The sequence below is a fragment of the Methanolobus sp. genome (assembly GCF_016278385.1).
GTDB lineage: Archaea > Halobacteriota > Methanosarcinia > Methanosarcinales > Methanosarcinaceae > Methanolobus.
The window spans coordinates 53201-60862 of record NZ_JADQBY010000040.1; the positions used below are offsets into that span (position 1 = coordinate 53201).

General features: G+C 37.8%; 11 protein-coding genes and 1 pseudogene. 8 read left to right on the forward strand and 4 right to left on the reverse strand.

What is annotated here, in order from left to right; translation table 11 throughout:
- The first annotated feature begins 265 nt into the window (after nt 1-265).
- From QZZ23_RS13535 to QZZ23_RS13560, 5 genes are all read left to right on the forward strand, one after another.
- Nucleotides 266-505, forward strand: coding sequence for an MTH865 family protein (locus tag QZZ23_RS13535; RefSeq protein ID WP_292471123.1), 240 nt, complete (start codon nt 266-268; stop codon nt 503-505).
- A gap of 220 nt (nt 506-725) precedes the next feature.
- On the forward strand, nt 726-1223 hold the full coding sequence (locus QZZ23_RS13540; RefSeq protein WP_292471126.1) for a flavodoxin family protein: 498 nt from the start codon (nt 726-728) through the stop codon (nt 1221-1223).
- A gap of 30 nt (nt 1224-1253) precedes the next feature.
- A complete protein-coding gene (locus QZZ23_RS13545) occupies nt 1254-1910 on the forward strand; it encodes a flavodoxin family protein (RefSeq protein WP_292471129.1) in 657 nt (218 codons plus the stop codon).
- A 423-nt stretch (nt 1911-2333) separates the two neighbouring features.
- A complete protein-coding gene (locus QZZ23_RS14740) occupies nt 2334-2933 on the forward strand; it encodes a 4Fe-4S binding protein (RefSeq protein ID WP_366931362.1) in 600 nt (199 codons plus the stop codon).
- Nucleotides 2934-2953: 20 nt separating this feature from the next.
- Nucleotides 2954-3337, forward strand: coding sequence for a nuclear transport factor 2 family protein (locus QZZ23_RS13560; protein WP_292471131.1), 384 nt, complete (start codon nt 2954-2956; stop codon nt 3335-3337).
- A 211-nt stretch (nt 3338-3548) separates the two neighbouring features.
- Here the strand turns inward: QZZ23_RS13560 and QZZ23_RS13565 are convergent, their stop codons facing one another.
- From QZZ23_RS13565 to QZZ23_RS13580, 4 genes and pseudogenes are all read right to left on the reverse strand, one after another.
- On the reverse strand, nt 3549-4037 hold the full coding sequence (locus QZZ23_RS13565) for a YkgJ family cysteine cluster protein (RefSeq protein WP_292471133.1): 489 nt from the start codon (nt 4035-4037) through the stop codon (nt 3549-3551).
- A 276-nt stretch (nt 4038-4313) separates the two neighbouring features.
- Entirely contained in the window at nt 4314-4724 is a 411-nt protein-coding gene (locus tag QZZ23_RS13570; protein WP_292471134.1) for an ACT domain-containing protein, read from the reverse strand.
- A gap of 213 nt (nt 4725-4937) precedes the next feature.
- Nucleotides 4938-5786, reverse strand: coding sequence for a DMT family transporter (locus QZZ23_RS13575; RefSeq protein ID WP_292471136.1), 849 nt, complete (start codon nt 5784-5786; stop codon nt 4938-4940).
- A gap of 162 nt (nt 5787-5948) precedes the next feature.
- Nucleotides 5949-6524: pseudogene (locus tag QZZ23_RS13580) on the reverse strand (DUF4256 domain-containing protein).
- Between the two features lie 155 nt (nt 6525-6679).
- Between QZZ23_RS13580 and QZZ23_RS13585 the strand changes: the two are divergent.
- The 3 genes from QZZ23_RS13585 to QZZ23_RS13595 all read left to right on the forward strand — a co-directional run bounded on the left by QZZ23_RS13585 (nt 6680) and on the right by QZZ23_RS13595 (nt 7644).
- The gene (locus tag QZZ23_RS13585) at nt 6680-6916 is read left to right on the forward strand and encodes a hypothetical protein (protein WP_292471138.1); all 237 of its coding nucleotides are present in this window, start codon (nt 6680-6682) and stop codon (nt 6914-6916) included.
- Between the two features lie 159 nt (nt 6917-7075).
- Entirely contained in the window at nt 7076-7249 is a 174-nt protein-coding gene (locus tag QZZ23_RS13590) for a hypothetical protein (RefSeq protein ID WP_292471140.1), read from the forward strand.
- A 212-nt stretch (nt 7250-7461) separates the two neighbouring features.
- Nucleotides 7462-7644 (forward strand): hypothetical protein, encoded by a 183-nt coding sequence (locus QZZ23_RS13595; protein ID WP_292471143.1) that lies wholly within the window; start codon nt 7462-7464, stop codon nt 7642-7644.
- Nucleotides 7645-7662: the final 18 nt, after the last annotated feature.

The window sequence follows — 7662 nt, forward strand, 5'->3', positions numbered from 1 at the left end:
GGAAAAAAAGAGAACATATGAGGAAATACCATGTCTGTTTCAATTCTCTGATAATTCAGGATTTTTGTACATAATATGGAATTTATACATATCATGCAGGCGAGTTTCTGGCAAGACTTAAAGAGTTATGGGGGTTACTCGAATGCACCAAGTGCATTGTGGTGCCGCTTAAGTATATATGAATGACTATACAATAGTATATTGTGGTTCTAATCTTCCGGAAAACATGCAGCCATATATATCATATATAAAGGAGACAAAAATAATGAGCGTAAAAGAAGATATTCATTCACAGATTCTTGGCGGACTTGCAAATGCAACATTCCCTATAAATACACCTGAAGATTTGCTTGCAGCATTCCCTGCTGGTGCAGATACCACATGTAAGTCAGGAGATGTCGAAGTAACTGCAGGTGAAGCAGGAAAACTTCTTACAGCAGAGGACTTCCCATTTGACAATGCAAAACAGATTGCAGACATTCTCGTTGAAAGGGCAGGGTTATAACTTCCCTCACTTTCTTTAAAGTATCTTTTCCTTTTTTGTTGTTTTTTTGAATTATTGAAATTTAAACCTTAAAAAGACTCGAGCATTTAAAAAATGTTTACAAATATTTCTCACCATCGTGTATTTTTATGCGCTGATTTAATAAAAGTACATAATACTAGTCGTCAACATTATAAGGCAGTATAACTCAGATTATTTATCAACTATAAGGTGGGAGTTTATGAAAACATTAGTAACATATATGACAAAGACAGGAAACACAAAAAGAATAGCAGAAGCAATTTATGGTGAAATTACTGGTGAAAAGGACATCAAAGATATCAAAGATGTAAGCAACCTTGAGGGCTATGACCTGGTATTTGTGGGATTCCCGGTAATGCAGTTCAATGTTCCTGAGAATGTTACAAAATTCGTTTCAGAGAACGTGGCTGGTAAGAACGTGGCATTCTTCATGACCCATGCTGTTCCTGAAGGAACTCCTGCCATTCATTCATGGACTTGTTCCTGCACTGATCTTGCAGCCAGTGGTAATTATCTTGGTATATTTGGATGCCAGGGTGAACTTGCACAAGCAATTATTGATATGCTATCAAAGTCCGATGACCCTCAGATGAAAGCATTTGCTGAGATGGGCCCCTCCACAAAAGGACAGCCTGATGAATCCCGTGTTCAGAAAGCAAGGGAATTCGCAAAAGAAATTCAGGCAAAGGTCCAGTGACTGGATAATTATTTACAGGAGTGTATAATTATGAAAGTTCTTGGTGTATCGGGTTCCCCGATAAAAGACAGCAATACAGATCGTGCTCTTATGGTAGCACTTGAAGCAACAGGTATGGATTACGAATATGTCAAGCTGATTGATTATACCGTTGCTCCCTGCAAGGCCTGTCTGGGATGTGTAAATACAAATGTCTGTGTAATAAAAGACGATGGTATTGCGCTGGCAGAAAAAGCAAAAGAAGCAGATGCTCTTATTATTGCGGGCTTTACACCATATTCTTCCCTTGACGCACGTACAAAGGCATTCATTGAACGGCTCTATCCACTTCGCCACAGGCACGGATTTATGAAAGGAAAACCAGGTGGTGCTATAGTCACATCTGCAGTTCCGAAGGATTTCGATATGTTGCCACCTGCAGGCGATAACGGAATCAATGCAATCATGTATTACATGATGGAAGAAGGCATGGAATCGGTAGGTTCTGTTAGGGTCCTTGGCAATAATCCCTGTGTAAGATGCAAATATGGAGATACATGTGACATGAGCGGCATCAAGATGATGTTCGGTCCAGATGCAACTAAAGCGTCCGTAGGAATAAACAGATTTGAAGACCAGCCTGAAGCCGTTAATGCCGCAAAAGAACTGGGTCAGAAGATTGCAGAATACTTGAAGTCAAAAGAATAAAATTGAAAATAACTTCAGTATATTTTTTTAGACCATTGCATATAATGCTTATTTTGTAATTGCCTGAATCGAAGATGTTTTTAAAAATATTTTTTCCTTTCCTTCTAACACACAAAAAACGTCTGTTTTGCATAAGTAGTACACAGACACTTTTTCACGTTCCATATACCCCAATAGCAAAAAGTGGGATGTGCTTCGAACTAAAATTATGCTTATTTTATGGGGAGATTAGAGATGTGAGAAGGGTAGTAAGCTCACAACATCAAGAATCATGCCATTTCTGACTCCATTCTGCCATTGACCGCAGAATGGCTGGCAATTATTATATGGTCGGTAAGGAATGTATTATCAAGTATAAGGGACAAGTTTTCATGAAGAACTTGTCCTATTCAATTTTAACAATAAATATCAAGCTGTGATGAAATGGAAGATCCATTGGAGTTTTTGAGGAAGGTTAAATCCGTATCTATTGCAACTGTTGATAACAACAGACCGGAAGTTCGGATAGCTGATGTGATGCTGTATGAAGATGATAAGTTATACTTTTTGACAGCAAGGGGAAAACCATACTATAAACAACTAAAAGCTAATCCTGAAATTTCCATTGTTGCCATGGATGAAAACTATGTTACTGTAAGGGTTAAGGGGAAAATTAAGTTTGTTGATAACAGTTTCCTTAATAAGATGTTTGATGAAAATCCGGTTATGAATCACATATATCCAGGAGATACAAGGGAAATTCTGGAAGCATTTTGTCTTCCAAAAGGAGTCGGTGAAGTTTTCGATCTCTCGACAAATACTCCAAAATGTGAAAGATTTGCATTTGGCGGAGAAACTGTAAGTGAACGCGGATACAAAATCACCGATAACTGTATTGCCTGTGGCATATGCAAGGATTCGTGTCCTACCGGAGCTATAAGTGAAGGCAATATTTACGTCATTGATAACTTACTTTGCCTTGAATGTGGCAACTGCTATGAAAAGTGTCCAAATGATGCAATCGAAGAGCCTCTTGAATTTTAGACAAGAAGGGAGGGATAATAGTGGAACAAAATTTAGAACAAAATAAGAAAAATGCAATTGCTTTCTACAAAATGGCTTATGGCGGAAATCCCAGAAAAGCAACAGAACAATACGTAGGAACAGAATACATTCAGCACAATCCATTGGTGGATGATGGAACTGAAGAATTCATCAAATACTTTGAAAGGATGCAGGCAGAATACCCTGAGAAAAGCATCGAGTTTGTAAGGGCTATAACCGAAGGTGATCTTGTTGCCCTGCATACGCATCAGGTATGGCCGGGCAATGAAGAGTATGTTACAATGGATTTTTTCAGATTTGATGACAACGGAAAAATTGTCGAGCACTGGGATAGCATACAAAAAATACCAGACGAATCTGCAAACAATAACACCATGTACTAAGATACAACTAGCTTTGTCTGAAAACACAAAAATAAATAAAAATCAGAATTCGTAGAAATCTTATTTGGGCTTATTTTATTAAGAGGATTGCCACAAAGCCAATTTTTTGTACACTTCAAATTTTATAGTGTTTATTATTATGTGTTTCATTAGTTGATCCTACTTTATCTTGATTCGAGATATTCTTTAAAATGTATTAGATCATTAATTTTCATAATAACATCGGAATGGGCAAATCTTCATTCAGCTTGATGTCAAAAGAAGAATGTGATTGCTTGAAAGCACCAGTCGTTTCTGTAGGAACAGGACGCTTTAATATATTGTTTGAATATTCGACATAGTCTTCGAATATACTTCCCCCCATATCACATGGAAATAAAAGCAACGCATCTGGCATAGTGGTGATATTAAACGGAAACAAACGGCACATAGTTGGTCTCCTATCATATACAGTACACTTATCAGATTCCAAAAAGGGGCAAGGAGGAGACATTTTATAATGACGTTCTCCGTCTTCAATGAAGGATTCTATCTTATCTTTTGGTATTTCCCCTAATGTGTTTAGATCATTTTCATCCAGATTGATATCTGCTATTTTGCAGCAAATCGCAGGACATGTACGTGGCCATGAATAATGTGAAAGTATTTCCTGAACTATTTTAAAAAAAGTTAAATCACTTAACGTTCTTTTTTCGTGCATAATAAAAAATCAATAGATATCTATATGAATGCTTCTAAATGTCACAGCATAAGTAACTCCTGCAATATATGTTTATATAAACTGTTTATATCGTTCACATACAGCCACAACTAATTCGTGTTAATAATTAAAGCTCTTTGAGAAAGCACCAAATAGACATCTTATTATGACGGAAGGTATGAATCTAAGATTAGGAAAAATCCTGTAATGGTCAAAACCCTTGATTTTACTAGCATGTCTCCAGCTAGTACAATGGAAATGGACCTCTGAAAACTTTTAAAAGTAGTTCTCTTCTGCACCGAACTCTTTTAACGCTAATAGAGCTTCATCTGCTTTTTCTTTCGGCACAAATATATAATCGTGATAATACGCAGCAACTACATTTGCACTAATATCACGGGATGCCAGTTTTGTTGCAACAGCCGCCGTTAAACCTACTGCGTCCAAACTTGAATGGACTGTCAACGTGATTTGCTTAAATGTACTTTCATACTCTAATTGGCCTTTCTCTGCCGCTTCAACCGAAACTATCAAGGTTAAACCTTCTGATTCCACGAAGAAAGCCAGTGGACTTAAATGTGCATAATCGGAGTAGTCACCGTCAACTGTACAAAACACATAATCACCATTTTGAATTTCAGGTGTCATGGATTTGAGCAACTTATCTAATTCAACAATTCCTACCATAATTTAGTTTTTCCTTTTTATTGCTAATGTTTAATAAACGATGGTCCATATCTTATTTACTGGTAAAATAATCATCTTATAAATTCAAGGAAAGTTGAAACCGTTGACATTATAATTTCAATCAATGATTTTCTTGCCCAAAAAGTAATCCTGTCAATTCCCATCAGAAGGAAGAAAATGGATTTTTCCAGGAAAAACATATATCATGTATTTTCAGGCTGAAATGAACACTATTGCAATCATGGCAGTAGCTACCCCTATCCATTGTTTTAAAGACATCCTTTCTTTTAGTATCAACCATGCGAGCAACACTGTACCTGCAGGATAAAGAGACGAGAGGATTGAAGCTATGTCGAGCCTGCCGGCCTGTGAAGCCAGTGCAAAAAAGGTGTTTCCCCCTGTGTCAAAGATTCCTGCAACGATAATTACAGGGAGGACATTTTTAGGTGGCAGATACACCTGTTTGCTTAATGCAATAAATACGATTAATGTTACCACAGCTGCTATCCTTGCAGCAGTAAGAGGCCAGAGCACAGCCGTATCGCTGACCTTGTCAATGGATATAAAAAACAGTCCAAATCCCATTCCGGCAATCAGTGGGAGTATAAGATCTGTACGTTCAATTTTGCTATTTTTGTCTTCTCCACCGGCAATGAGCCAGACTGCCACGAGTGCAAGAGCAAAACCGACCATTTGGTGAACAGCAGGTAATCCTTCATAGAATGAACCGTAGATTACCGGCACGGTAGCAGCTACTACTGCGGAAATTGGTGCTACGAATCCCATCCGTCCCTGCGAGAGACCACGGTAAAGTGCCAGAAGCCCGATGCTGATGAAAATTCCGGCAACAGCTCCCCAAAGCATGCCGCCAAAAGGTGGCATTTCTTCTTTCATCAGATGAGCTGAAGCAGCAAGAAGGAAAACTCCTACTAGTTGAGTTATCAAAACAACACTATAGACATTTGCACGTTTGGAGGCGAATCCACCACTGAAATCTCCGGCACCCCAGGAGATAGCTGCTATAAGTCCAAAGAAAACCACAAGAAATTCAGCAGGTATCATGTTTTTTATCCTCTGGAATTACTATTAGGTGAAGTTATTTAGATTTATGTAGCATCAAAAGCAGTTTTCAAGGCGGAGATTTCATCTAAGCATGTATTAAAACGATGTTACTTTTCTGAAACGTGTAACAAGGAACAGTCCGCTTCGCTATTTATGCATAATTTAGACCCTTAGCGAGCCACGGAAACCCCTAACGCCATAGTAGGACTGCGCACCGTTGTGATACACGAATACATGGTCGTAGCGGCGATCACAGAAGAGTGCGCCGCCGAGTTTTCTAATATCATAAGGTGTTTTCACCCAGCTCGACGTCTTCGTATCGAACTCTCCGAGTTTCTGCAGCTCACAATATTGTTCTTCCGTTAAAAGCTCAATAACTATGGCGGCGGCCATATCAATAGCGTTATTTACGGGTTTATTTTATTTCCTTGACTCCAACACTTCACGGTCGTAGCAAACATTTCTGCGGCCTTTAGGACTTCCAGCTGAACAATCATAAAAAAGGTACTCGCCTGTTTTGTGATCATGAGCAACAACATCCGGTTCACCACCAGTTCTTTTCATTTCATTGAGCGACCACAGTTTTTCAGCATTAGCTTCCAGCTTTGCCTTTACTCTAACCCACTCAAGACCTTTATGACGGTTCACGTTTTTCTCAAAACGGGCTTTCAACGTTCTGAGTAGTTCTTCACGTTGTTCTGATGACAACTCCTTTTTATTGCCATTTATACTGTCCATACTTTTTTCATTTGGCAACAATCTCAACTTTCCTCATATTTTTATTTTACTAATATTCTATTTTAATATTTCTCAAATGGGGGGTGACGTTTACTTAACAGCTCAATGAAGGAGAGTTATGGGAAAAACAGATAAAACCCTACAATTTCTGTCTGGTGGAATTTCAGATCATAGAGGATGATGGACAGGTCATTAACTCATTTGCCCCCTACTCTAAAGACCTTCAGAAAATAGTCAATGAGCCTTTTCTGAACTATAATAAAGGTGATAGAAAGCAGAGTCCAGAGTTTGTCAAGTCTTTGAGCATGACAATATTGCAATATGCAGACTATCCTGAACAAAGGTATGAAGGAGATATAGAACTTTGCATAACAAAAATAAAAAAATTATAATATTGTAATGACATAATATGTGAGCATGTATAAAAATAAAGTCAATAAAATAGAAACAACTAAATACCTAATCATACTAAGTATTATAGGTGATTACAAACGAAAAAAATTGCAATTTTAATGGGATTACTACTCTTAATTGGATTAAGTGGCAATGTTATGGCAGCAGCACCAAACTCAGGAGATGGACCAGATGATTCAGGAATGGATGATTCAATCCAGAATGGAAATCCAAATCCAGTGAATGGAGATCCAGATTCAGTAGTAGACTCTAAAGCTCCAGGTCCAGCACCAAACTCGGGAGATGGAGTACCAGACGGTTCAGGATTTTAATATATTTTATTATTTTTATAAACATAAACCAACAATCTTAGAAAGCAATTCTACGTTATCATTTCGACCATGCATAAGGAATCTAGCTGAAGATTCCAACTTTTTATTTTGTTTGCAATGTCCTTTACTGTGGTTTCTTTATTGATATTTGCAGCAAAAAAGCGGAATATGTTCATTTCTTATTCTGAATGGAAACAGATGGGATTTTTCAAATGTACTTTGCATTATATGAAGAAAATACTGAGGATGAGAAGCCATTTGATAAACAGATCAAAACTTTCAATTTCATGCTTGTTGGTAATGGTGCTAAAGTTGGCAAGGATGGACAGATAGAGCCCATTTCAAAACGTCTCTTTACTCTTTTTCCAACACAACATAAAACATGCAATATCTAATAGCCCTTTGAAAACCAC